The 23,793-nt window shown below is 67.1% G+C and carries 21 protein-coding genes; 12 read left to right on the forward strand and 9 right to left on the reverse strand.

Features of this window, described 5'->3' with window-relative positions:
- On the reverse strand, positions 1–1,215 hold the full coding sequence (locus DFO47_RS08440) for a CoA transferase (RefSeq protein ID WP_133831325.1): 1,215 nt from the start codon (positions 1,213–1,215) through the stop codon (positions 1–3).
- A gap of 53 nt (positions 1,216–1,268) precedes the next feature.
- Positions 1,269–2,636, reverse strand: coding sequence for an SLC13 family permease (locus tag DFO47_RS08445; protein ID WP_133831326.1), 1,368 nt, complete (start codon positions 2,634–2,636; stop codon positions 1,269–1,271).
- Between the two features lie 129 nt (positions 2,637–2,765).
- On the opposite strand from DFO47_RS08445, the gene DFO47_RS08450 reads away from it, so the two are divergent.
- Complete coding sequence (locus tag DFO47_RS08450) at positions 2,766–3,464, forward strand: FadR/GntR family transcriptional regulator (RefSeq protein WP_018762683.1); 699 nt, start codon at positions 2,766–2,768, stop codon at positions 3,462–3,464.
- 138 nt (positions 3,465–3,602) lie between these two features.
- On the opposite strand, the gene DFO47_RS08455 is transcribed toward DFO47_RS08450, so the two are convergent.
- Positions 3,603–4,091: a DUF4190 domain-containing protein gene (locus tag DFO47_RS08455; RefSeq protein ID WP_133831327.1), complete on the reverse strand. Its 489-nt coding sequence runs from the start codon at positions 4,089–4,091 to the stop codon at positions 3,603–3,605.
- 34 nt (positions 4,092–4,125) lie between these two features.
- On the reverse strand, positions 4,126–4,698 hold the full coding sequence (locus tag DFO47_RS08460; RefSeq protein WP_133831328.1) for a LysE/ArgO family amino acid transporter: 573 nt from the start codon (positions 4,696–4,698) through the stop codon (positions 4,126–4,128).
- A 95-nt stretch (positions 4,699–4,793) separates the two neighbouring features.
- Here DFO47_RS08460 and DFO47_RS08465 point away from each other — a divergent pair, with 95 nt between their 5' ends.
- Positions 4,794–5,717 carry a LysR family transcriptional regulator ArgP gene (locus tag DFO47_RS08465; protein ID WP_133831329.1) on the forward strand — a complete coding sequence of 308 codons (924 nt, stop codon included), beginning with the start codon at positions 4,794–4,796 and terminating at the stop codon, positions 5,715–5,717.
- Here the strand turns inward: DFO47_RS08465 and DFO47_RS08470 are convergent.
- On the reverse strand, positions 5,677–6,588 hold the full coding sequence (locus tag DFO47_RS08470) for a nuclease-related domain-containing protein (RefSeq protein WP_109044086.1): 912 nt from the start codon (positions 6,586–6,588) through the stop codon (positions 5,677–5,679). The two genes, DFO47_RS08465 and DFO47_RS08470, sit on opposite strands and share 41 nt — an antisense overlap.
- 240 nt (positions 6,589–6,828) lie before the next feature.
- Here DFO47_RS08470 and pgm point away from each other — a divergent pair, with 240 nt between their 5' ends.
- Positions 6,829–8,490 carry a phosphoglucomutase (alpha-D-glucose-1,6-bisphosphate-dependent) gene (pgm, locus tag DFO47_RS08475; protein WP_109044087.1) on the forward strand — a complete coding sequence of 554 codons (1,662 nt, stop codon included), beginning with the start codon at positions 6,829–6,831 and terminating at the stop codon, positions 8,488–8,490.
- 84 nt (positions 8,491–8,574) lie between these two features.
- Here the strand turns inward: pgm and DFO47_RS08480 are convergent, their stop codons facing one another.
- Entirely contained in the window at positions 8,575–9,180 is a 606-nt protein-coding gene (locus DFO47_RS08480; protein WP_018762689.1) for a malonic semialdehyde reductase, read from the reverse strand.
- A gap of 198 nt (positions 9,181–9,378) precedes the next feature.
- Between DFO47_RS08480 and DFO47_RS08485 the strand changes: the two genes are divergently transcribed.
- Entirely contained in the window at positions 9,379–10,731 is a 1,353-nt protein-coding gene (locus DFO47_RS08485) for a solute carrier family 23 protein (protein WP_133831330.1), read from the forward strand.
- A 12-nt stretch (positions 10,732–10,743) separates the two neighbouring features.
- Here the strand turns inward: DFO47_RS08485 and DFO47_RS08490 are convergent, their stop codons facing one another.
- Both DFO47_RS08490 and DFO47_RS08495 read right to left on the reverse strand, forming a co-directional pair.
- Complete coding sequence (locus DFO47_RS08490; protein WP_133831331.1) at positions 10,744–11,661, reverse strand: SGNH/GDSL hydrolase family protein; 918 nt, start codon at positions 11,659–11,661, stop codon at positions 10,744–10,746.
- Complete coding sequence (locus DFO47_RS08495) at positions 11,658–12,545, reverse strand: GAF domain-containing protein (protein ID WP_133831332.1); 888 nt, start codon at positions 12,543–12,545, stop codon at positions 11,658–11,660. The genes DFO47_RS08490 and DFO47_RS08495 overlap by 4 nt, the downstream gene beginning before the upstream one ends.
- Before the next feature lie 345 nt (positions 12,546–12,890).
- On the opposite strand from DFO47_RS08495, the gene treS reads away from it, so the two are divergent.
- Positions 12,891–15,167, forward strand: a complete 2,277-nt coding sequence (treS, locus tag DFO47_RS08500; RefSeq protein ID WP_133831333.1) for a maltose alpha-D-glucosyltransferase — start codon at positions 12,891–12,893, stop codon at positions 15,165–15,167.
- A gap of 60 nt (positions 15,168–15,227) precedes the next feature.
- On the opposite strand, the gene DFO47_RS08505 is transcribed toward treS, so the two are convergent.
- Positions 15,228–16,448: an ROK family transcriptional regulator gene (locus DFO47_RS08505; protein WP_133831334.1), complete on the reverse strand. Its 1,221-nt coding sequence runs from the start codon at positions 16,446–16,448 to the stop codon at positions 15,228–15,230.
- 193 nt (positions 16,449–16,641) lie between these two features.
- On the opposite strand from DFO47_RS08505, the gene DFO47_RS08510 reads away from it, so the two are divergent.
- The 7 genes from DFO47_RS08510 (at position 16,642) to DFO47_RS08540 (ending at position 23,792) form a co-directional block, all read left to right on the forward strand.
- A complete protein-coding gene (locus DFO47_RS08510) occupies positions 16,642–17,739 on the forward strand; it encodes a Gfo/Idh/MocA family oxidoreductase (protein ID WP_243835394.1) in 1,098 nt (365 codons plus the stop codon).
- Positions 17,736–18,566 carry a hypothetical protein gene (locus DFO47_RS08515; protein WP_018762696.1) on the forward strand — a complete coding sequence of 277 codons (831 nt, stop codon included), beginning with the start codon at positions 17,736–17,738 and terminating at the stop codon, positions 18,564–18,566. Before DFO47_RS08510 ends, DFO47_RS08515 begins: the two co-directional genes overlap by 4 nt.
- Positions 18,567–18,679: 113 nt before the next feature.
- Positions 18,680–20,005 carry an extracellular solute-binding protein gene (locus tag DFO47_RS08520; RefSeq protein WP_018762697.1) on the forward strand — a complete coding sequence of 442 codons (1,326 nt, stop codon included), beginning with the start codon at positions 18,680–18,682 and terminating at the stop codon, positions 20,003–20,005.
- Between the two features lie 9 nt (positions 20,006–20,014).
- A complete protein-coding gene (locus DFO47_RS08525) occupies positions 20,015–20,977 on the forward strand; it encodes a sugar ABC transporter permease (protein ID WP_018762698.1) in 963 nt (320 codons plus the stop codon).
- A complete protein-coding gene (locus DFO47_RS08530; protein WP_018762699.1) occupies positions 20,977–21,870 on the forward strand; it encodes a carbohydrate ABC transporter permease in 894 nt (297 codons plus the stop codon). The genes DFO47_RS08525 and DFO47_RS08530 overlap by 1 nt, the downstream gene beginning before the upstream one ends.
- A gap of 45 nt (positions 21,871–21,915) precedes the next feature.
- On the forward strand, positions 21,916–22,668 hold the full coding sequence (locus tag DFO47_RS08535) for a sugar phosphate isomerase/epimerase (RefSeq protein ID WP_018762700.1): 753 nt from the start codon (positions 21,916–21,918) through the stop codon (positions 22,666–22,668).
- Positions 22,665–23,792: a Gfo/Idh/MocA family oxidoreductase gene (locus tag DFO47_RS08540; protein ID WP_133831335.1), complete on the forward strand. Its 1,128-nt coding sequence runs from the start codon at positions 22,665–22,667 to the stop codon at positions 23,790–23,792. The genes DFO47_RS08535 and DFO47_RS08540 overlap by 4 nt, the downstream gene beginning before the upstream one ends.
- Position 23,793 lies beyond the last annotated feature (1 nt).

The raw sequence follows: 23,793 nt of genomic DNA on the forward strand, positions 1-23,793 counted from the left end.
CTAGTTCACCCCGGCCGCCACGGGAGCCGGCAAACCGAGCCATGCGCGGATGGCAGGACCGTCCGCGTCCAGCAGCGGCGGCGCGGCGTGGTCCTTCACGGTGGTTTCGGCTGTGTCCCCCTGTTCGAAGAACCGCAGCGGGGGCCCGGGGAGGCTGACGGTTCCGAGCAGCGGATGCTCCACGTCCACCACGAGCCCTTGGGAGGCCACCTGGTCCCACGCGTACACCTCGTCCAGGGAGCGCACCTTCCCTGCCGGGATCCCGGCGTCGTTCAGTTTCTCCAGCAGTTCCGCCGCGCCGTAGCCGGCGAAAGCGCGTTCGACGGCGGCAATCACCCCGGCGCGGTTCCGCACACGTTCGGCGTTGCTGGCGAATCCGGGCGCGGCCGGGTCCAGGCCGAAGGCCGCCGCAAATGACTGCCAGAGCTTCTCGCTGCCGACGCTGATCTGCACGCTGCCGTCCTTGCAGGTGAACAGCCCGTACGGGGCGATGGACGGGTGGTGGTTGCCCTGTGCCTGCGGAACCTCGCCGGCCACGGTGGTCCGGGTGCCCTGGAAGGCGTGGACGCCGATCAGTGACGCCAACAGGGAGGTGCGCACCACCTGGCCGCGGCCGGTGCGGTTCCGTTCCACCAGCGCCGCCAGCACGCCAAAGGCTCCGTTCATGCCGGAAAGGAGGTCTGCGATCGGAACGCCGACGCGCTGCGGGTCTTCGGGCCCGGAGCCGGTGAGTGACATGAGTCCGGCCTCGCCCTGCAGGATCTGGTCGTAGCCGCTGCGCCGGGATTCGGGCCCGTCATGGCCGAAACCCGTGATGGACAGGATCACCAGCCGGGGGTTGAGCGCATGGATGGCGGCCGTGGAGAAGCCCAGCCGGTCCATCACGCCGGGACGGAAGTTCTCGATGACCACGTCCGCACGCTCCAGCAACCCGCGCAGCACTGCCTGCCCGTCCTGGCTCTTCAGGTCCAGGCTGATGGATTCCTTGTTGCGGTTGCAGGACATGAAATAGGTGGACTGCAGGTCGTCTTCCGGGCCCACGAAGGGCGGCCCCCAGCCGCGGGTGTCATCCCCGGTGCCGGGGTTTTCCACCTTGATCACGCGGGCGCCGAGGTCCGCCAGCATCATGCCGGCGTGGGGCCCCGCCAGTGCACGGCTCAGGTCGACGACGGTGTGCCCCGCCAGGGGGCCTCGGGAATTTTCGGCTGAGCTCATGTGCTTGGGTTTCCTTTCTCATGTGCGGGCGGCGTGGCGGGCGGCTGCGCCGGCTAGAGCCAGCCGGGGACCACCAGCGCCAGCCAGGCCAGGATGGGTCCGGCCACGATCACGATGCCGCTGTAGCCGAGGATCTTCTTGTAGAACCGGTCCTTGTCCACGCCCTCCGGGGCATTGGCCAGGACCAGGGCGCCGTTGGTGGAGAACGGGGAGACGTCCACGATCGTGGCGGAGACCGCGAGCGCGCAGATGACGCCGATGGCGCCGATCTCACCGGTGGAGAGGAAGGGCACGGCCAGCGGGATGAGCGCGGCCAGGATGGCGGTGGAGGAGGCGAAGGCGGACACGATGGCGCCAATGAAGCAGATGATGAGGGCCGCCAGCAGCGGCATTCCCATGCCGGCCACGCCGCCGGAGACGAATTCGATGGTGCCCGCTTCTTCCAGGACACCAACGAAAGTCAGCATGCCGCAGATGAGCAGCACGGTGGACCAGCTGATCTTGTTGATGGCACCCTTCTGGGCCGCCGGCGAGACCAGCGCAAGGACGATCGCGATGGTGATGGACACGAAGCCGACGTCCATCTTGAACCCGAGGGCCACGACGGCCAGCGCGACCAGGCCCGCAATGGTGACCAGTTGCGGAATCCGCTCCTTGCGCTCCTTGGTGGCGGCAACGCCGTCGCCTGCCGGGTCGCGGGGGCCGTACATGCCGGAGCCGAAGCCTTTGAACGGAACATCGGTGCCGGCTTTGGCGCCGACGCTGACTGCCATCCGTGCCTCGGCGGCCTGCTCCACGAACTGACCCACCTTGGAGGACATGAGGTTCCTGCCGCCCAGGACCACAAAGAGGACCAGGGAGATGACCAGGTTGAAGATGAAGCTTGAGAGGAAGAGTGCTGCCGGGCTGAAGGCGAGATCGGTCTTGGCAATGATGCCGTTGACGGTGACGCCGTAGACGGCGATGGGCGAGAAGCCGCCGGCCTGGGCACCGTGGATCACCATCATGCCCATCAGCAACGGGCTGATCTTGTATTTTCCGGCGAAGCTGAGGGCAATCGGGGCAATGATGGCGACGGCGGCGGGAGACAGCGCGCCCACGGCCGTGATGACGGCGGTGATGGCGAACATGACCCAGGGGATCAGGGCAACGCGGCTGCCCACGAGTTTGACGGCGCCCCGGACCAGGAGGTCGATGGTGCCGTTGTTTTGCGCGATGGCGAACAGGTAGGTGACTCCGACGATCGTCAGGAAGAGGCCGCCGGGGAAGTTGGCAAGGATGTCATTGGTGGACATGCCCAGCACCAGTGAGCCAAGCAGGAAGGCGCCCACGAAGGCGAGGGCACCCATGTTGAGGGGCAGGATGGTGGCGAGCAGGAACATCGCCGCCAGGATGATGATCGATAAGACAGGAGCGGACATCGTTGGTCCTCCATTGGAACGAAAGAATGTGACGTGAGTTACTGGCTCACTGGACTAGCCTCTTAGACAGTGAGTCTATCTGTCAATAGACGAAGGGGGTATTCTGGTCCGAGAACCTCGGGAGGAACTGTGGAAAAGACGGCACGGGCAGGCCTGGAGCGGGTCTCGCGTCCCCGGCTCTATGAGCAGCTGGTGGAGCAGATCCTCGCCTACATCGAGTCGGCCCAGCTCCGCCCCGGGGACCTGCTGCCTGCCGAACGCGACCTTGCCGAGCGGCTGGGAGTTTCCCGCGCCACCCTGGCCCAAGCCCTCGTGGCCCTCGAAGTGCTGGGCGTGATCGACGTGCAGCACGGCACAGGGGCAGTCCTGGCACGGCGTCCCAGCGTGGCATCCGTCATCAAGGGCCTCCGCGAGCACCAAAGCCGGCTGCCGGAGATCGTCGAAGCCCGCAGCACCCTGGAAGGGAAGCTCGCGGCACTGGCCGCCGAACGCCGGACCGGAGACGACCTCGCCGCCATCGACAACGCCCTGGACGTCATGGCACGGGAGATCAACGACGGCGATCGAGGCACCCATGGCGATGAGCTCTTCCACCAGGCCATAACCGCGGCGGCGCACTCCTCCGTGCTGGCGCAGCTGATGGCCTTCATCGCCGAGATGATCCTGGAAACCCGGATGGAATCGCTGGGCCAGCCCGGGCGTCCGGAACAGTCACTGGCGTCACACCGCCGGATCGCCGACGCCATCCGCGCGCAGGATCCGGCCGCAGCAACGGAGGCCATGCTGGCGCACATCGACCTCGTCTCGGACGTGGAACTGCTCCGCTAGCGGCACGACCGCGGGTTCGTAGCGGCAGCATCCCCGTCGCATGGAACAGTCCCCCTGCCATGCGCAGGGGAGCAGTCCACCCGGAGGGGACTTTATTCGTGACCGACCCTTAACCGCCCCGCGGCGGGGGCAGGGCGCCTAGAACGTCCCGGAATTCGAACCCGTGGTGCTGGCGACGGTGAGGCCGATGATGAGCAGCAACCAGATGGCGCCGTAGCCCAGCAGGCACAGGTAGCCCAGTACCAGGCCTGAGATGGACATCCCCTTGCCGGACGGCTCGCGCCTGAGGGCGAGGTGGCCGGTAATGATGGCGGCCAGCTGGGGAAGGAGCAGCCAGCCCATGATGACCGAGGCGATGCCGCAGACCATGCTGGCGATGCTCAGGGTCTTTGGCTCGGCCGGCTTGCCGTAGTAGGCCGGCTGGCCGAAGTATTGCCCCTGGCCGTACTGGGACTGGTTGAACTGGCCCTGGTTGTAGCTTGGGCCGTACTGGGGCTGCCCATACTGGCCTTGCCCATACTGCGTCTGGCCGTATTGGGCCGGCGGTTGGTAGCTGGGCCACGGCGCATCGTTGCCCTGGCGGTCGGGACGCTGGTAGTCGGGCCCCTGGGACGGCTGGTCAGTCATGGTTTCTCCCCTGCGGATCTGGCTCCAGCCTACTTCAGTGAAGGACCAGGCGGACGGCCAGCACCAGCATCAAAACACCGATGCCGGCATCGATCCAGCGCCAGGTGCGCGGGCTGCCCAGGACGCCCGCCAGGGCCCGCGCCCCGTACCCCAACCCTGAGAACCACAGGATGCTTCCGGCCACGGCGCCGGCGGCAAAGATCCAGCGGAGGTCCGGTCCCTGCTGGTTGGCCAAGCTGCCGAGCAGCACCACGGTGTCCAGGTAGACGTGGGGATTCAGGAATGTGAGGGCCGCCGTGGTGGCGAAAACCGAGTGTTTGGACCGGGGCGCCTGCTCCGCCAACACTGAGGGCTTCGCTGCCGCCAGGAAGGACCGGACCGCGAACCACAAAAGGTAGGCGGCCCCTGCCCACCGCAGGACTTCGAGCGCCTCGGGGAAGCGGGTCACCACGGCCCCGATTCCGGCCGTACCGCCCACGATCAGCAGCGCGTCACCGGCCATGCACACCGCCACCACCACGCCGATGTGTTCGCGGCGGATCCCTTGCCGCAGGACGAAGGCGTTCTGGGCACCGATCGCCACGATGAGCGCCAATCCGGTCAGCATGCCGGTTATCCACGAAGTCCACATGGCTACGACGGTAGGGTCCTATGAGATATGTAGGCAAGTAAAGGATTCTGCGTACGCATTAGAATCTCTTCATGAATCTGGAGCATCTTAAGGCCCTGGTTGCGGTTATCGACGAAGGAACATTCGAGGCGGCGGCGGACCTCCTGCGCATCACGCCGTCAGCCGTCAGCCAGCGGATCAAGGCCCTCGAGGGATCCGTGGGCCAGGTCCTGGTCCGCCGCCGGTCGCCCTGCACCACCACGGACGCCGGCGCACTGCTGCTGCGCATGGCACGGCAGGTCCAGGTGCTCGAGGCGGAGACATCGGCGGCGCTGGGCGCGGGGCCGCCAGCCCGCGCCCACCTGCCCGTGGCCATCAACGCCGACTCCCTGGCCACCTGGTTTGTCCCCGTCCTCCATCGGGCCGCCGAATGGGAGGACGCCGTGCTGGACCTGCGTGTCGAAGACCAGGGCTACAGCAGCCAGCTGCTCCGCGAAGGAGACGTGATGGGCGCCGTAACCTCTGATCCCGTGCCCGTCAGCGGGTGCCGGGCAGAAATGCTGGGTTCCATGCGGTACATCCCGGTGGCCAGCGCCGGACTGCGGCGCCGGTTTGCGGCGGCCGACAGTGTTGACTGGGCCGCCATGCCCGTCCTGAAATTCAACGCCAAGGACAACCTCCAGCTGCAACTGCTGGCGGCCAAGGGCATTGCGCAGCCTCCCCCCACGCACACCGTGCCGTCATCGGAGGGCTTCTTCGCGGCGGTCAAGGCGGGCCTGGGCTGGGGCATGATCCCCGAGCTCCAGCTCACGGATGGCCTTTCGGACGGCACCCTGGTCCGGCTGGATGACGGCTACCAGGATGTGGCCCTCTACTGGCAGGCCTGGACCCTCGATTCTGACGGCCTCAACCGGATCACCCGCGCGGTACGGACCGCGGCCAAAGACCGGCTGCGGCCCGGCGGCGGAGAGGGTGTCAGCGGGCCAAGTAGGGCAGGAAATAGACGGCAAAAATGACGAAGGCCGCCAGCAGGGCCAACTTCCCGCCGCTGGTGCCGCTCTGCTGCGCTTTGGCTTTCCCGCCGCGCCGGCCGGCCCGGATCCCTGCCGGTGCTCCTGCCCGGGATCCGCCGGCCGGCAGGTTGCGGCCGGCCGGATGCCGGGACATGCTTCCGCTGCGGCCCTTGCCGTCAAGTGGCCTGCTCCCTTCCGCAGCACCCGCGACGGGGCCGCCAGGCGGCAGGGCCCCCGCCGGGCGCACCACGGTTCCGGGGCGGACGTTGCGCAGCGCCGTGATGCCGGGCTCCTGTTCATGCGTGAGCTGCTGGCCCAGTTGCTCGTACAACCCCACCACCGCCTGCGGATCCAGCACCGGCGGAAGCGCCTCAATGGTCCGCACCACCCGGTGGGAACCCGCCACGGCTACATCGGAGGCGGTCACCCCGAAGAGATCCGGCTGGGCCGCCATGCAGATGAGCGGACGCACCAGCCGGCGATGCTGGGGGGCCAGCACCGAGGCGACGGCGGCGCACTGTGCCAGCGCTCCCTCCACGGCCTGGGTCCGCGCGTAGCGGCCCTGCCAGAGCACGCCGGACACTACGCGCACTTCGCCGGACCAATTCTTCGAATCAACCACCACCACCCCGCCGGGGCCCACCAGGACATGGTCAAGGTTGGCCTTGGGCCGGCCCGGCCAGTGGACATCGTGCAGCACGTACCAGCCCCGCGGGACCAGTTCGCTGAGCTTGTCCGCCACCACCCGCTCCCCCAGGGCTCCGGCGTCCCAGGCCTTGGTGGACCGTTCGGCCTCATCCAGCTGGCGCTTCAGCCTGGCAACACGTTCGGCAGCGAGCCTGGACTGCTCGGCTGCCCCGTCTCCTGCCCCCATTGGACGTCCCCGCTTCCTTGCCGGACGGGACGATCGGCGGGTCCCGCCGTCGTCCGTTGCTTTCGCTTGCGTGCCTGGAATTTTCTTGAAAATAGCAGGGCGCTGAAGGGCCGGTATATAGGTACTTTCACGGCGCTGTACTCAGGTGCACTACTTGGTTGGTGACGTCATTGCGTGTCACAGCGTCCGGATCCTGGGCAATTCGTTTTGACTCCCGCCAGGTTCTGGCATGCTGGTCCCATGGCTAGCCGCGCGGGTACAGTTGCCCAACCCCAGGACCTTGTTGACATCACTGCGCTCCTTGATGCGTATTACGACATCGCGCCGGACCTGGGTGATCCCGGCCAGCGCGTGGTGTTCGGCACCTCCGGACACCGGGGCTCCAGCCTCAAAGCGTCCTTCAATGAGCAGCACATCGTGGCCATCACCCAGGCGATCGTGGAATACCGGACGGCGCAGGGTGTCACCGGCCCACTGTTCCTGGCCAAGGACACCCATGCCCTGAGCGAACCGGCGCAGAACTCCGCCCTGGAGGTGCTGGCCGCCAACGGCGTCCACGTCCTGGTGGACGCCCGCCACGGCTACACCCCCACCCCGGCCTTGAGCCACGCCATCCTCACATACAACCGGAAGGCCGCGCCCGGCGCCCCGCAGGCTGACGGCATTGTGGTGACCCCCAGCCACAACCCGCCGGCCGATGGCGGCTTCAAGTACAACCCGCCGCACGGCGGACCCGCGGACTCGGACGCCACCGGCTGGATTGCCAACCGTGCCAACGAACTGCTGGAGAACGGACTGCGCGGCGTCAAGAGGATCCCGCTGGCCGACGCGCAGGCCGCGGACACTACCGGCAAGTTCGACTTCCTGAGCAGCTACGTGGATGACCTTCCGTCCGTCCTGAACCTGGACGCCATCCGCGAGGCCGGAGTCCGGATCGGCGCCGATCCCATGGGCGGGGCGTCCGTGGACTACTGGGGCGAGATCGCCGAACGGCACCACCTGAACCTCACCGTCGTCAACCCCACCGTGGACCCGCAGTGGGCCTTCATGACCCTGGACTGGGACGAGAAGATCCGGATGGACTGCTCGTCGCCGTCCGCCATGGCCTCCCTGATCAGCCGGATGTCGGTGGGTGCCGACGGGTCCGTGCCCTTCGATGTCGCCACCGGCAACGACGCCGACGCCGACCGCCACGGGATCGTCACCCCCGACGGCGGCCTGATGAACCCGAACCACTACCTCGCGGTCGCCATCGACTACCTCTACCGCAACCGCAGCGGCTGGAACCCCGAATCCGTGGTGGGCAAGACCCTCGTGTCCTCCTCGATCATCGACCGGGTGGCGGAGAGCCTGGGCCGCAAGTTGGTGGAAGTCCCGGTGGGCTTCAAATGGTTTGTCCCCGGTTTGCTCTCCGGTGAAGGCGCGTTCGGCGGCGAGGAATCCGCCGGCGCATCCTTCAACAAAATGGACGGCAGCGTGTGGACCACCGACAAGGACGGAATCCTGCTGGCGCTGCTGGCCTCCGAGATCACCGCCGTGACCGGGAAGTCGCCGTCACAGCTGTACAAGGGGTTGACGGACCAGTTCGGCGCTCCCGTCTACGCCCGCATTGACGCAGCCGCCACGCGTGAGCAGAAGTCCAAGCTGGGGAAGCTCTCCGCCGCTGACGTCACGGCCACCGAACTGGCCGGGGAGGCGATCACCGCCAAGCTCACCGAGGCACCCGGCAACGGCGCTGCCATCGGCGGCCTGAAAGTGGTCACCGAGAACGCCTGGTTCGCTGCCCGCCCGTCCGGCACCGAGGACGTGTACAAGATCTATGCCGAGTCCTTCAAGGGTGAGGAACACCTCAAGCAGGTGCAGGCCGAGGCCAAGGCGCTAGTGGACAGCGTCATCGCCTGACCGGAAGCCCCGCAGCTTAAGCACGAACGCCCCATCACCAAGTGATGGGGCGTTCGTGGTTTAGCCGCGGAACGTGCCGTGGCGTCAGACGGTGCGGACGGCGTCGTCGTAGGAGTACTTGGGCTTCGCCTCGCCCCAGGCTTCCTCGCCGGGCTGGCCGATGTTGACCACCAGGAAGCTCTTCTGGTCACCGGCCGGGAAGAAGGCGGCGTCGATGGCCTTGAAGTCGGCGCCGGTCATCGGTCCTGCGGCGAAACCGAGTGAGCGGACGGCCAGGATGAAGTAGCCGGCCTGCAGGTGGGCGTTGTTGTTGCCCGTCGCGGCGGCGAGCTCGGGATCGGCATCGTACATGGCCTTGGGGGCGTTGTAGCCGGGCAGGAAGCTGTCCCACTTGCCCGCCCAGTCGGTGTCATAGCTAAGGATGGCCACCAGCGGAGCCGACGCGGTCTTGGCCTGGTTGCCGCGGGACAGCGCATCCACCAGGGTGGCGCGGGCTTCGGGCGAGCGGACGTACGTGACGCGCAGCGGCTGGGAGTTGAAGGCGGTGGGCCCGAACTTGGTCAGTTCGTAGATGGCCTGCGCCTGCTCCTCGGTCACCTCGCCGGTGAACGTGTTGGCGGTGCGGGCCTGGGCGAAGATCGCGTCCACGGCCGCCGAATCGATAACCGCTTCTTCGTGTGCAATGGTCATTGGCTTACCTTTCGCTGTGCCGCCCGCCTACCGGGGTGGCCTCTGTGCTTTCCATAGTTGCAACTTCAAGTGCTTGGTTCCTCTTCCCATGACCGCAGGTGACGTTGGCCACAACGGACGGCAGCGAAATACTTGGCGGTATTCTGGACCGAGTTATCCTTCGCCCCCTCGCGGCACCCCTGAAAGGCATCCCTTCCCATGAGCATGCTCGGAATCAAATGGAAGCTGCACGGCACCGGCAAAACCATCAAGCCCGGCCAGGTGGTGGCCCCGGATGAGCGGCTGGCCTGGCCCCTGACCATCGGCGTGGGCATGCAGCACGTGGTGGCAATGTTCGGCGCCACCTTCCTGGTGCCCATCATCACCGGGATGCCGCCGGCCACCACGCTGTTCTTCTCCGGCATCGGAACCCTGCTGTTCCTGGTGGTCACCAAGGGCCGGGTGCCCAGCTACCTCGGCTCCAGCTTTGCGTTCATCGCGCCCATCACAGCTTCGCAGGCACAGTTCGGCATCCCGGGCGCGCTGGGCGGCGTGGTGCTCGCCGGTGCCACCCTGGCCCTCGTGGGTGCCGTGGTGCAGAAGTTCGGCGCCGGGTGGATCAACCGGCTGATGCCGCCCATCGTCACCGGCGCCATCGTCGCGTTGATTGGCCTGAACCTTGCCCCAGCAGCCAAGCAGAACTTCGACGCCGCACCCATCACGGCCGTCGTCACGCTGGCCACGATCATCCTGGTCAGCGTCCTGTTCCGCGGAATCCTCGGCCGGCTCAGCATCCTGGTGGGCGTCGTGGTGGGTTACCTGGTGGCCATGCTCCGGGGCGAGGTGGCCTACGACAAGATGGACGCCGCAGCCTGGGTTGGCCTGCCGCAGTTCCAGACCCCCGAGTTCCACATCGGCGTGCTGGGACTGTTCGTCCCCGTAGTCCTGGTGCTGGTGGCGGAGAACATCGGCCATGTGAAGTCGGTTGCCGCCATGACGGGGCAAAACCTTGACGGCGTCTCCGGCCGGGCGCTGATGGCCGACGGCGCGGCAACAGTCCTCGCCGGCCTTGGCGGCGGCTCGGGAACCACCACCTACGCCGAGAACATCGGCGTCATGGCGGCTACCAAGGTGTATTCGACGGCGGCCTACTGGGTGGCCGGCATGTTCGCCATCCTGCTGAGCTTCTCCCCCAAGTTCGGCGAATTGATTGCCACCGTCCCGGCCGGCGTCCTGGGCGGCGCGGCCACCATGCTGTACGGCATGATCGGCATCCTCGGCGTGAAGATCTGGGTCCAGAACAAGGTGAACTTCGCCAATCCCGTAAACCTGACCACCGCGGCTGTGGCCCTGATCATCGGCATCGCCGACTACACCTGGACCATCGGCGACCTCAAGTTCACCGGCATCGCGCTGGGCTCGGCAGCCGCACTGGTGATCTACCACGGCATGCGCGCCATCGCCAAGGCGCGGGGAACAGCGGCCGAACCCGAAACCGAGCAGACGGGACTGCCGCCGGCCGTCAAGGCTGCCATGAATGCAGCCTCGAAGCGGACGCCCAGGAAGCGCTGACCCGGACCGGCGTCAGGCCACCCGGTCCGCCCTCCCATCCGGGCCGCCGGCTGCCGTGCCGGGGCCCATCGCCAATCCCTTGGCCGGGTGTCCCGGCGGGAAGGGACCGGGAAGGCCTTGGCCGAAGACCGGGCCGGGCTGCGGCCGCTTGGCCGCCAGCGCGTCGGCCTGGCGGGGCCGCAACTGCTTGAGCACCCACGGCATGAAATACTGCCGCGCCCACACCAGGTCCTCCGCCCGGGCCTGCGTCCACCCGTGGGCCGGCAGCGGCCTCGGCTGCAACGGCTTGAGCGCATGCTCCACTCCCAGCGCATCAAGGGTTGCCGCGGCCACGGCATGGTGGCCCAGCGGCGACAGATGCAGCCGGTCCGGGTCCCACATTGACGCGTGCTGAAGCTCGGGCAGGCACCACAGGTCAACCATGATGGCGTGGTGCCTGGCCCCGATGGTGTGCAGGTGCTCGTTGTAGATGGCCACGCGGCCGCGGATCTTGCCGAACACGGGTGTGTTGCCCCAGTCCGGGCCCGCAAAAAGAAGCACGGTGGCATCGGTGGCTGCGAGCGTGCCGATGGCATGGTCCAGCTTCCCGGCCAGTTTGTCCGGATCGCCATGCCTGAAGATGATGTCGTTGCCACCGGCGGCAATGGCGACAAGGTCCGGCTTCAAGGACAGCGCCGCGGCCAGTTGACCCTCGAGGATCTGCCGCAGCAGCAGTCCCCGGATGGCCAGGTTGGCGTACGCAAAGTCGGGACGGCCGGACGCCAGCTCCTCGGCCACACGGTCCGCCCAGCCCCGAAGGCCGCCCAGGCTGAGCGGTTCCGGGTCGCCGATTCCTTCGGTGTAGGAGTCTCCCAGGGCAACGAACCGGCGCCAGGGGTGGCCGTCCGGGCTGTCCGCGATGAGGCGCGGCTCCTGCTTCTGGATGGTCATGCTGTCCTCCCTTCTGCGGGAGGCGGGGTTTCCGTCTTCACCGCAGCGTTCCTGCGGGGTTGCTTTCCGGTTGGAAAGCCCCGCCCCGCCGCCGACGGGCGCGGAAGCTCCGCGACGCCGTCGTACGCTTCCTGCCGCAACGCGGACGGCGGTGCGCCGCTCGGGTCCCGGCCGGTCCCCGGGGCCACGACGTTCAGGGCCGCGTCCCGGAGGCCAAGCTCATGGTGCAGTGCCTGCGTCTGCAGGAAAAGCAGCGCCGCCTCCCTGCTGAGGCCGTATTCGCTGGTGAGGCTGCGCACGGCCAGGTCCACCAGGACCAGGGAGCTTTGGACGACGGCGAGGCCGGCCGTCGCTTCGGCCCGCTCGGCCACGCGGAATACGAGGCGAAGGGCCCGGGCCATCTGGCGCGCAAAGCCCTGAATCCTGACCAGGTCATCGCTGGCAAACGCATGCGGCACGCCCGCGTAGAAGGTGATGGCGGCGCTCGTCCCGCCTTCAGACATGATGGGAACGGAGAGCATCGACTGCACCCCGTGGCCCGACGCCGCACTCGCGTAACCGGGCCACCGACGGTCACGGCTGAGATCGGATACCAGGACGAAGGCCTCGGTGCGCATGGCCTCCATGAGGGGCCCGTCGGCGAACGAGCACTGTTTCCGGTCCGCCTCCTGCGCCTGCTCCGTGCTGGCCGCAAGGGTGTGTCCCTGGCCCAGGTGGAAGAGCGTGGCGGCCCAGCCGATACCGCGGCGTTCACCCTTGATCTCGCTCATGAAGTCATGGGTGACTTCCCGGAGGAAGGTTTCGACATCCTTGCTGTCGAAGACCGGCTCCGGGGTAACTGGAAGCAGCCCCCAGCCAACCTGCCCCGAAGGTTCAGCCGCCATGTTCCAGCCCTGTTCGAAGCGCTTCGGCCTACTACAAAACCTGGTTCCCAGAATACGTCCGAACCGGGCCCTGGCGGGAGTGGCAGCAGAAATAAGCCAAAAAGAGGAGGAAATTGTTCGCTGATAGGGTCCCTGTACGGCAGCAGCTGCACCGCGACATCGGCCGGCAGATCGGACAAGGCATCCGCCAGCCCGGCACGTTTGTTCCGTCCACCGGTTGCGCCGCCCAGTAGCATCGGGAGAGGGAACACCGAATACTCCCTGTCCGGCTGGGTACTTTTCCACGGGCAAGGGGCTACGGAGCATCCATGCCAGCACGGAGACGAGCAGTGGAAAGAGGAGCTTATGCGGGAGCCGGGGACCAGCGAGCGCGTTTCGGATGCGGAGAACACCGCCGGAGTCGGGGAAGGGGAGGCAGCCGCCACGGAGCCGGCAGCGGACCTGGAAGTCACTTTCGACGAACAGTTCTTCGCCGCCCGGCCAAAAGCGCTGCGGCCCGTAGCGCGGCGGCGCCAATTCGTGGGCAACAGGCCCTCCTTCGAATTCGACGGCCGGAACGCCGCGTACGTGGACTGGCTGCGCAACCAGGCCATGCTCGGTGACGCCAACGTCCTGGCCCGGCAATTGTCCGGCCAGGCCAGCATGTGGCAGAACTCGTACGCGCATCCGAACCCCCGGGCCGCCGTCGAACGCGCCCCTGTCTGGTTCACCGCTTACCCGCTGTCCTTCATCACCGAGCCGGGCCGGTCGTTCCTGTCCGCCCTGGGAGACAAGGCCATGTGGGAAGCCTTCCGCGAGATCGGCATCCGCGGCATCCACACCGGGCCGGTGAAACTGGCCGGCGGCATCAGCGGCTGGTCGCACACGCCCAGTGTTGACGGGCACTTCGACCGGATCAGCATGGCGATCGATCCGGTCTTCGGCACCGAAGAAGAGTTCCGCAGCATGTGCGAGGTCGCTGCCGAGCACGGCGGCACGGTCATTGACGACATCGTCCCAGGCCACACCGGCAAGGGCGCCGACTTCCGGCTGGCCGAAATGAACTTCCGCGACTACCCCGGGATCTACCACATGGTGGATATTCCGGAGGAGGACTGGAACCTCCTGCCCGATGTCCCGGAGGGGGCGGATTCGGTCAACCTCAGCCCTGATTCCGAACAGGCGCTGCAGAAAGCCGGGTACATCATCGGCAGGCTCCAGCGCGTCATCTTCTACGAACCCGGGGTGAAGGAAACCAACTGGAGCGCCACCCGGCCCATCGTGGACACCACCGGCAAGACCCGCCGCTGGGTCTACCTGCACTACTTCAAGGCCGGGCAGCCCTCCATCAACTGGCTGGACCCCACCTTCGCCGGGATGCGGCTGGTGGTGGGCGACGCCCTGCACTCCCTGGTGGACCTGGGCACCGGGGCGCTCCGCCTCGACGCCAACGGGTTCCTGGGCGTGGAAAAGAGCGCCGAGGAACAGCCCGGCTGGTCCGAGGGCCACCCGCTGTCCGAGGCAGCCAACCAGCTGATCGGATCCATGATCCGCAAGGTGGGCGGGTTCTCCTTCCAGGAACTGAACCTCACCATCGACGACATCAAGGCAACCTCCGAATCGGGTCCCGACCTGTCGTACGACTTCATCACCCGCCCCGCGTACCACTACGCCCTGGTCACCGCGGACACCGAATTCCTGCGGCTGACGCTGCGCCTGTCCATGGAGATCGGGGTGGACCAGGCGTCCCTGGTCCATGCCCTGCAGAACCATGACGAACTGACCTACGAGCTCCTGCACTTCGCCGCCGGGCACCGGGAGGAGATGTTCGAACTCAACGGTGAGGAACTCACCGGCGCGCAGCTCGCCGAGCAGGTCCAGCAAACCCTGCGGGACCGGCTGACCGGTGAGAACGGACCGTACAACGCCGTCTTCACCACCAACGGCATCGCCTGCACCACCGTCAGCTTTATCATGGCCGCCCTGGGCATCCAGGATCCGGACGCCGTGACCCCGGAGCAGGAGGCACAGATCCGGGACGTCCACATCCTCCTGGCCATGTACAACGCGCTGCAGCCGGGAGTCTTCGCCCTCTCCGGCTGGGATCTCACGGGCATCCTGGCCCTGGACCGGAGCAGCGTCCGGGAACTCACCTCCCAGGGCGACACCCGCTGGATCAACCGCGGCGCGCACGACCTCATGGGGACCAGCCCGGACGCCACCACGTCCTCGGCGGGCATGCCGCGGGCGCGCAGCCTGTACGGCACGCTGCCGGAGCAGCTTCAGGATGCGAACTCGTTCGCGCGCAGGCTGCAGCGGATCCTTGCCGTCCGTGAGGACAACGGGATTGCCACGGGCACGTTGCTCGATGTCCCCGAGGTCTCCAACCGCGGGGCACTGGTGCTGGTCAACCGGCTCCAGGACGGCGCCTTGCAGGTCACGGCGCTCAACTTCTCCGGGCAGGACATCGCCGGCAGCATCCAGTCCAACGAGCTGCCCTCCGGGGCCAACGTCAAGGACCTCTTCAGCGGCGAGACGGTGGGGCAGGTGGACGACCTGCACAGCTTCTTCCTTGAACTGCCCGCCTACGGCGGGACGGCACTGCTCCTTACCGAGGCACCGGAGCCGGACGCGGAGGCTTAACGGAGGACGCCGGGCGGCGCCGGGTGATTCGTACCCGGCAGCGCCCGGCGCAGCTCTGCGCTACCCCGCGATCGCGCCCGACAGCGTGGCTTCGATGATGGCCGGCGAGAGGACGTACTGGGTGACCAGCTGGCTCGCCCCGAGGACGGCCGCCTGGTCGCCTGCCCGGGAGACATTGATGCGCAGGTGCGAGGTGGCCAGCGGCGGGGAGCGCCGGTACACCACCTCACGGATTCCCGCCACCAGGTGCTCGCCCGTCTCGCCGAAGCTGCCGCCCACCACGATGACGGACGGGTTGAGCAGGTTCACCGCGGTGGCAAGCACCTCACCGATGTCCCGGCCGGCCTGCCGCAGCGCCTGGATGGCCTGCAGGTTGCCGTCGGCGGCGAGCCGGAGCACATCCGCGCCCCTGGCGACGTCCACGCCCTGGTCCCGGAGGGAGCGTGCGACGGCGGGCCCGGACGCGAGTGCCTCAAGGCACCCGTAGTTTCCACAGGCACAGAGCACCTCCGCGCCGCGGGCCACCTGGATGTGGCCAAGGTCGCCGGCCGTGCCGTTCGCGCCGCGCTGCAGCTGCCCGTTGCTGATGATGCCGGATCCGATGCCGGTGGCCACCTTCACGAAGAAGAAATTGTTGTGCTCGGGCCAGTGGGCGGACTGCTCCCCCAGCGCCATGATGTTCACGTCGTTGTCCACGAGCACATGGACGGGCAGGGACCGCTGGACGTAGCTGACCACGTCGAACCCGTCCCAGCCAGGCATAATGGGCGGCTTGACCGGTTTTCCGGTGTCGTGTTCCACCGGCCCCGGAAGCCCGATGCCAATCCCGGCGAGTTCGGTGACGCTGCGTCCCGCGGACGCCAGCAGTTCCTTGCCCTGCGCAACCACCTGGTCCAGCACGGCTTCCGGCCCGTCTGCCACCTGCAGGGACAGCCGATGCTCGGCGAGGATTGTCCCGCCAAGGTCGGTGACGGCGACAATCACGTGCGTGGCACCGACGTCGACGGCCAACACCAGGCGGGCGGACGGGTTGAAAGCAAAGCGCGACGGCGGCCTCCCGCCGCTGGAGAGTGCCTCACCGGCAGGTCCCACCAGGCCGGAGAGCATGAGCGCGTCGATCCGGGAGGCAACCGTGGACCTGGCGAGGCCCGTGCTTAGGGCGAGCTCGGCACGGGTACGGGCCCTGCCGTCCCGCAGCAGCTGGAACAGGTCCCCCGCGCGCGACAGATTGCCGGCGTCGGATTCCTTTCCGAGCTGTTTCCCGGCGGGTGAAGAAGTCATGCACTAAGTCATAACACTCTTACTTAGCACTGTCATCACGCCAGAAGAATAACGAGAAACAAGCAACTTTTGCTTGACGCGCGGCAAAAGTAGTTCTACCTTGTGACTCAGGGCACATTCGTGAATCCGATGGCTGGTATCCACCACGGTGATCCCACCACTGCAGAGTCCGCTTACGAAGAGGTAATTGAACTTGTCCCATCACACCGCGCCGACAGACCAGCCCTTGGGGGTTGGCATCCTGGGGGCAGGACCGGTGACCCAAGCTATCCACCTTCCCGCCCTGGCCCGGCTCCGCGATGTCCTCGAGGTACGGCACATCATGGACGTCGACGCAGCCGTTGCGGCTTCCGTGGCGGCGCGCGTCGGGGCAACGTCCAGCACCAGCATGGACGAGCTGCTGGGCGATCCGGCCGTGGACATCGTCGCGATCTGCAGCCCCCACCAGTTCCACGCGGACCAGGTCATCGCCGCATGCCGGGCCGGCAAGAAGGCTGTCCTCTGCGAAAAGCCGTTTGCAATGAACGCCGAGGAAGCCACCCGCATCTCTGCGGTCAGCACCGAAACCGGGGTCCCGATCGTCGTCGGCGCCATGCACACCTTCGATCCGGGCTGGCTCGCAGCCGAACAGAACTGGGGCGACCTTCCCGAAACGGCCCACACCATCCGTTCCTCGATCGTCCTGCCACCGAACGCCCGGTTCGAAGACTTCGCCACGGAAATCCTCACCCGCCCCGCCGCCGGGCGGCCGGACTACTCGGACATCGAGGTCCTCAAAGCCGCCCTCCACGGCGGGATCATGGGCCTGGCCATCCACGACCTTCCGCTGGTACGCCGGTTCACGCCCGATTTCGAGCACGTCGACGTCCTGCAGGCGCGGCACGTCCGCCCGTTCGGCTACGCGGTCTCGCTCCGGACCCCCTCCCGGGTCATTGAACTGCGGGCCGTCATGAACGGCACCTGGAAGCCCGAGTGGACTTTCGAGGCCATCGCCGACGATTCCGCGCTCCGGATCGACTTCACACCCTCCTACGTCCAGGCCGGCTCCGCTGTGGCCACCTTTACCCGCAATGACGGCAGCGAGACCACCAGCTTCGGCCCGTTCGGCCACAACGGCTACGAGGGCGAGTGGCGCGAACTTGCCGGGCTCGCCAACGGAACCCGGCAGGCCCCGCCCGCCCAAACCCTGATCGACGACCTCACGTTCGCCCTGGCCATCGCCGAGGCCACGGTGGAAAGCGCCGCCCTGGACCATGCGGCCGCAGCCGACACGGCAGGAGTTTCCGCATGAGCGCCCACTTCACGGTGCACGCCACGCCCGCAGCCCGGGAGGCAGGCGCCGTCACCGAGACCGTGGCATCGCTGCCTGCAACGTTCGGCCCTATGCCGGCCGGCCATTCCGGGCAGGCCGACGTGCGGGTGGTTGCGGGCAGCAGTGGATGGGCCGCCGAAGCCGCCGGCGCCATGCAGGCAGGGGCCCGCGGCATTGTGGTGGCCAACCCCGTGCCCGAGGACACCTCGGAGCTCGCGGCTGCCGCGGACGCGGCGGGGGCCGTCGTCGTCCTCGATCTCCGTTGGGCAGCGAACCCGGCCCTGGTCGGCGAAGGTTCCGGCGCGGATGCCCGTGGCGCAGTGCGCAGCGGGCTGGGCAGCGCCTCGCTGCTGGACAGCGTGGCGACGGCGGCGCCCGGCACCGATCCACGGCAACTCCTCAGCGACCACTTCGCCGCCTTGCTTGCCGTGGCGGGCCGCCTGGACGGCGTGGCCATCCTGCGCCTGGACACCTCCGGTTACACGGCCAGCGGCAGGCTGGCAAACGGTGCGCCGTTCACCGCCCAGGGCGTGCTGACCGCCGCCCGGCCCGCCGGCGTCGACATCCGCCTTTACACCGCCGACGGCGGGGTTGCCGTCCGGGTCCCCGACCCTGACGCCGCATGGCCTGCCGAGGTCCGGGTCACCGGGCCGCACGGCGACCTCCTGCTTCCCACCCTGTACGAATCCGCCCACCGGTTTGCGTGGCGGCGCCTGAAGGAACACCTCAGCGCCGGCACCAGGCCGGACGACCTGGCCGGGTTCGCCCGGCTGACCGACCTTTACGCAACCCTCACCGCCACGTAACCACCTTCCAGATACACAACCGAACACAGCAGCCCAGTCCCACCTCCACTCTCAACGATGAGCAGGACCGTACCCACGGCACACTGCGTCCGACGGTCCCGAAAGGACACACCATGAATGCATCTTCCGAACCACGCCGCTCCTTCTCCCGCCGCGGTTTCCTGGGCCTGACGGCTGCCGCGGCCTCCGTGCCACTGCTGGCAGCCTGTGGTGGCGGCTCGGCGTCCCAGGGCGGCGGAGGCGGGGCCGGCGGGACCGTCAAGTTCTGGGACATGCCCTGGGCAACGCCGGCCTACAACGACGCCGCCAAGAGCATCGCCGAGGGCTTCTCCGGTGCCAACGGCAGCAAGGCCAGCTACCAGATCATCCAGTGGAACAACTTCTACCAGACCTTCTCCTCCGCGATTGCTTCCAAGACCGGCCCCGCCGTTTCCACCGGCGGCGGCTTCCAGGCGTTCCAGTTCGAGCAGCAGGGCCAGATCGCCTACGCGGACAAGGTGATCGACAAGCTGAAGGCGAACGGCCAGTTCGACGACTTCCTGCCCGGCGTGCTGGACCCGTTCAAGTCGGACAAGGGCTATGTGGCTGTTCCCTGGCAGCTGGACATGCGCGTCTTCTGGTACCGCAAGTCCCTCTTCGAGAAGGCAAACGTTGCCCTGCCCACGGACTGGCCGTCCCTCCTTGAAGCCGGCAAGGCCCTGAAGAAGGTCGGCGCGTTCGGCTTCACCACCGGCGCAGGTGCCGGCAACAACTACGCCAACCACTCCATGATCATGATGATGGTCAACAACGGCGGCGGCGTGTTCAACAAGGACGGCGAGCTGGACCTGTTGAACGACCGCAACGTCGAGGCCATGGAGTTCGTCCTGGAGCTCGTGTCCAACGGCATCGTGGACCCCGCCGCGGTCAGCTACACCACCGACAACATGTCAGCCCAGTGGAAGGACGGCAAGGCGGGCTACGGCCTGTTCCAGGTGAACGTTCCGCAGCGCGTGGGCGACACCTCTGGCGACCTCCTGGTCGCTGACCCGATCAAGGGCCCGCACGGGGACAAAGCCACCATCGTGTTCCCGAACAACATCATGATGTACACCAACACCCCGTCCCAGGACGCCTCCGAGGAGTTCCTGGTGTACTACCTGGGCCAGCTCAAGCAGCTGTGGCAGAAGAAGCTCATGTCCGCACTGCCGGTCTTCAAATCCATCACGGAGATGCCCGAGTTCGCGGATGACCCCAACAACGTCAAGATCGTCAAGGACTGGCAGCCGATCGCCAAGACCTTCGCCTCCCAGGGCAGCAAGCTGAACGCCAACCTGGCCGCCCTCGACGGCGGCCAGGCCCTGAACCAGTTCAGCCAGACCATCATCACCGGAAAGGCCGACGCCAAGACCGCCCTGCAGACCTTCCAGTCCGGCCTCGAGTCCGTCCTGAAAAAGTAAGCGCCCGCCATGTCCTCCACCACTGCACAATCCGGCCTCGCCCGGGCCCGCCGCGGGCTTGCCCCCGGCGGGTCCGGGGCCGCCCCCGGCAAACGCAAGAGCAAGCTCTCGGCCCAGGCCACCAGGACCTTTTTCTGGCTCCTGCTCCCCTCTGTGGTCCTCCTGGTCCTGATCCACGGCTACCCGCTGATCTACGCCGCGGTCCAGGCCACCCACGACGGCGACCTGCTCCAGACCGGCAACTTCGTGGGCGTCCAGAACTTCTCCACTGTCCTGAGCTCACCGGCGTTCTGGAAAGCCGCCCAGTTCACCCTCTGGTTCACCATCGTCGGCGTGTTCGGATCCTGGCTCGTGGGCCTGGGCCTCGCCCTGCTCCTGCGCACCAAGATCCCCGCCGGCAATACGTTCAAGGTCCTGCTGCTCCTGCCCTGGGTGGTGCCGATCGTGGTGTCCTCCACCGCCTGGAACTGGCTGGTGGCCACCCCGGACAGCCTGATTCCCGCGCTGTTCCGGAACCTTGGCCTGGGCACCCCGCTGTTCCTGGCAGACCCCACCCTGGCCTCCATCACCGTGATGGTCTTCAAAGTCTGGGTCAGCTTCCCGTTCATGATGATGATGATCTCCGCCGCCCTGGCCTCCGTGGACACCACCGTCTATGAGGCCGCCAGCATGGACGGCGCCAGCCGCTGGCAGCAATTCACCCAGATCACCCTGCCGCTGATCGCCCGCTCCACCTACATCAGCTGGATCCTGATGACCATCTTCTGCGTCAACGACTTCCCCACCATCTACCTGCTCACCGGCGGCGGACCCGTCAACGCCACCACCTCCCTGGTGGTCCTGGCCTACCGCACCGTGTTCCAGGACTTCGCCACCGGCCCCGGCGTGGCCATCGCCTTCCTCATGACCATGACCCTGGTGGTCATCTCGGTCATCCTGTACCGCCAGATCCGAAAGTCGAGTGTCGAATAATGAGCGCAGCAGTCCACGCCCATCCCCAATCCGGCCCGGCCCTGGGAGTCGGCCAGGCAGGCAACACCCGCCGGGTACTCTCCGAAGCCGGCCAACGCGGCCGCTGGTGGCGGTTCATCGCCATCCTCATCATCACCGCGATCGTGCTGGTGCCCATCATGGTCACCATCGTGCTCGCCTTCACCCCCGGTCCCAACAGCACCGCCACCGGCCTGACCTTCGAGAACCTCAGCAACGTGTTCTCCAAGACCCTTGCCGCCACCTGGCTGAAGAACAGCCTGGTCACCACCCTCTCCACCGTGGTGGTATCGGTGGCGGTGGCCGCACCCGCCGGCTACGTCCTCTCCCGCGGCCGGTCCAAGGCCGTCTCCGGCTACTCCCTGCTCCTGTTCGTCATGCAGTCGCTGCCCATCATCACCTCGGTGGTGCCGCTGTTCATCCTGTTCGCCGGGATGGGCCTGGTGGACAACCTCCTGGGCCTGACCATCATCTACGTCGGTTCCACCATGACGGTGGCCACCTGGATGATGGCCGCATACTTCGACTCCATCCCCATCAGCCTCGAGGAAGCGTCCTGGATCGACGGCTGCTCCGTCTTCGGATCCTTCACCAAAGTGGTCCTCCGAAACTCCCTCCCAGGCGTCCTCTCCACCGCCATCTTCGCCTTCCTCCTGGCCTGGAACGACTACCTCGTGGCCATCGTCTTCCTCCGCTCCAACGAAATCTTCACCCTTCCCATGGGCGTGCAGTCCTTCTTCCAGCAAAACGCGACAGACTGGACCTCAGTCATGGCCCTGGCCGTGGTCATGATGCTCCCGCCGGTCATCGTGTTCGCCGCCCTGAACAAATACTTCAGCGTCGGTGGCATCGGCGGCTCCCTCGCCGGCCGCTGACCGCCGCATTCGACCAACCGCTTCCCAACACCGCTAAGGAAACCCATGTCCTACTCGCTTCAGCTCTACACGCTCCGCAACGCCATCTCCGAGGACCTGCCCGGCACCATCAAGAAGGTTGCCGATATCGGCTTCACCCAGGTGGAGCCCTACAACTTCGTAGCCACGGCCAAGGAACTCGGCGCAGCCCTGAAAGAGAACGGCCTCACCGCACCGTCCGGCCACGCCCCGCTGATGAGCCAGGACCAGGACGAGATCTTCACCGCGGCCAAGGAACTGGGCATCAGCACGGTCATTGACCCGTTCCTGCCCGCCGAGCACTGGCAGAAGGCCGAAGACATCCAAGCCACCGCCGAAAAGCTCAACCAGGCTGCCAGGAAGGGGGCCGAGTACGGCATCCGGGTGGGCTACCACAACCACGCCTGGGAGCTGGAGTCCATCATCGACGGCCGCACTGCGCTGGAATACTTCGAATCCCTGCTGGACCCGGAACTCGTCCTCGAAGTGGACACCTACTGGGTAGCCGTGGGCGGGCAGGACCCGGTGGACATCCTGGCAAAGCTGGGTGACCGGGTGAAGTTCATCCACATCAAGGACGGCCCCCTCACCAGGGACAACAAGGCCCAGCAGCCGGCGGGCCAGGGCAAAGTGCCGGTCATGGACGTGATCGCCGCGGCCACGTCGCTTGAAGTGGGAGTCGTGGAGTTCGACGACTACGCCGGTGACATCTTCGAAGGCATCGCCGAAAGCCTTGCTTTCCTGAACAGCAACACCGCAGCCGAGGGGGCCAACGCATGAGCACGCCCGCAGCAAAATCTTCCCGCAAGGGCCCGGTGGGCGTCGGCGTGATCGGCGCCGGGGTGATCAGCAAGCAGTACCTGGACAACCTCACTGCGTTCCCGGACTTGAAGGTCCACGTCATCGCGGACCTCTTCGAGGAGGCCGCCGAGGCGCGGGCCAAGGAGTACGGCATCGCCGAGTGGGGCGGGGTGGAGAAGGCCCTGAACCACCCCGACGTCGAAATCATCGTCAACCTCACCATCCCGGCAGCACACGTGGAGGTGGCCACCGCCGCCGTCAACGCCGGCAAGCACGTCTGGACCGAGAAGCCCTTCTCCCTGGACCGCGAGTCCGGGCTGGGCCTGCTCAAGACGGCGGACACCGCCGGGATCCGCCTGGGCTGCGCCCCGGACACGTTCCTCGGTGCCGGGATCCAGACCGCCCTGCGCCTGATCCAGCGCGGCGACATCGGCACCCCGCTGACGGCGATGACCACGTTCCAGACCCCCGGCCCGGAGTCCTGGCACCCCAACCCGGCGTTCCTCTTCCAGCACGGTGCCGGCCCGCTGTTCGACATGGGCCCGTACTACCTCACCACCCTGGTCCAGGCCTTCGGCTCCATCCGCAAGGTGGCCGCCGTCGGGTCCAAGGCCAAGGATGTGCGCGTGATCGGTTCCGGCCCCAAGGCGGGCGAGAAGTTCACCGTCGAGGTGCCCACCCACGTCTCGGCCATGGCGCAGTTCGAGTCCGGCGCCTCCTCGCACAGCGTCTTCTCCTTCGAGTCCCCCCGGACCCGGATGGGCTTCGTGGAAATCACAGGCACCGAAGCAACCCTGTCGCTGCCGGACCCCAACTACTTCACCGGCGAGATCAAGCTCTGGCGCGCCGGCGACGAGGACTGGACAACCGTTCCCGCCACCGGGCCCGCTAACGGCCGCGGCATGGGCGTGCTGGACATGGCTCGCTCACTGCGGGCAGGAACAGCCCACAGGGCCACCGGCGACCTGGCGTACCACGTGCTGGACACCATGGTTTCGATCAGTGAGTCCATCGACTCCGGCACGTTCATCGACGTCGAAAGCTCCGCCCCGGCATCCTCCGCCATTCCGGAGGACTGGGCTCCGGAAACCGCCACCCTCTGAC

This window comes from Arthrobacter sp. AG258 (genome assembly GCF_004364695.1).
Classification (GTDB): Bacteria; Actinomycetota; Actinomycetes; order Actinomycetales; family Micrococcaceae; genus Arthrobacter.